This window comes from Enterobacter cloacae complex sp. 2015409 (genome assembly GCF_041365315.1).
Classification (GTDB): domain Bacteria; phylum Pseudomonadota; class Gammaproteobacteria; order Enterobacterales; family Enterobacteriaceae; genus Enterobacter; species Enterobacter pseudoroggenkampii.
The window spans coordinates 1-1,618 of sequence record NZ_JBFTVM010000017.1; the positions used below are offsets into that span (position 1 = coordinate 1).

Genomic DNA, 1,618 nt, shown 5'->3' on the forward strand with positions numbered 1-1,618 from the left:
CAATCTGTGTGAGCACTACAAAGGCAGGTTCTTTAAGGTAAGGAGGTGATCCAACCGCAGGTTCCCCTACGGTTACCTTGTTACGACTTCACCCCAGTCATGAATCACAAAGTGGTAAGCGCCCTCCCGAAGGTTAAGCTACCTACTTCTTTTGCAACCCACTCCCATGGTGTGACGGGCGGTGTGTACAAGGCCCGGGAACGTATTCACCGTAGCATTCTGATCTACGATTACTAGCGATTCCGACTTCATGGAGTCGAGTTGCAGACTCCAATCCGGACTACGACGCACTTTATGAGGTCCGCTTGCTCTCGCGAGGTCGCTTCTCTTTGTATGCGCCATTGTAGCACGTGTGTAGCCCTACTCGTAAGGGCCATGATGACTTGACGTCATCCCCACCTTCCTCCAGTTTATCACTGGCAGTCTCCTTTGAGTTCCCGGCCGGACCGCTGGCAACAAAGGATAAGGGTTGCGCTCGTTGCGGGACTTAACCCAACATTTCACAACACGAGCTGACGACAGCCATGCAGCACCTGTCTCAGAGTTCCCGAAGGCACCAATCCATCTCTGGAAAGTTCTCTGGATGTCAAGAGTAGGTAAGGTTCTTCGCGTTGCATCGAATTAAACCACATGCTCCACCGCTTGTGCGGGCCCCCGTCAATTCATTTGAGTTTTAACCTTGCGGCCGTACTCCCCAGGCGGTCGACTTAACGCGTTAGCTCCGGAAGCCACGCCTCAAGGGCACAACCTCCAAGTCGACATCGTTTACGGCGTGGACTACCAGGGTATCTAATCCTGTTTGCTCCCCACGCTTTCGCACCTGAGCGTCAGTCTTTGTCCAGGGGGCCGCCTTCGCCACCGGTATTCCTCCAGATCTCTACGCATTTCACCGCTACACCTGGAATTCTACCCCCCTCTACAAGACTCTAGCCTGCCAGTTTCGAATGCAGTTCCCAGGTTGAGCCCGGGGATTTCACATCCGACTTGACAGACCGCCTGCGTGCGCTTTACGCCCAGTAATTCCGATTAACGCTTGCACCCTCCGTATTACCGCGGCTGCTGGCACGGAGTTAGCCGGTGCTTCTTCTGCGGGTAACGTCAATTGCTGAGGTTATTAACCTCAACACCTTCCTCCCCGCTGAAAGTACTTTACAACCCGAAGGCCTTCTTCATACACGCGGCATGGCTGCATCAGGCTTGCGCCCATTGTGCAATATTCCCCACTGCTGCCTCCCGTAGGAGTCTGGACCGTGTCTCAGTTCCAGTGTGGCTGGTCATCCTCTCAGACCAGCTAGGGATCGTCGCCTAGGTGAGCCGTTACCCCACCTACTAGCTAATCCCATCTGGGCACATCTGATGGCAAGAGGCCCGAAGGTCCCCCTCTTTGGTCTTGCGACGTTATGCGGTATTAGCTACCGTTTCCAGTAGTTATCCCCCTCCATCAGGCAGTTTCCCAGACATTACTCACCCGTCCGCCGCTCGTCACCCGAGAGCAAGCTCTCTGTGCTACCGCTCGACTTGCATGTGTTAGGCCTGCCGCCAGCGTTCAATCTGAGCCATGATCAAACTCTTCAATTTAAGTTTGATGCTCGTGAATTAAACTTCGTAATGAATTACG

1 rRNA gene is annotated in these 1,618 nt (G+C 53.9%); it reads right to left on the minus strand.

Annotated elements, in window-relative coordinates:
• Positions 1-38: 38 nt before the first annotated feature.
• Positions 39-1,578: ribosomal RNA gene (locus ACDO57_RS23320) — 16S ribosomal RNA — on the minus strand.
• Positions 1,579-1,618: the final 40 nt, after the last annotated feature.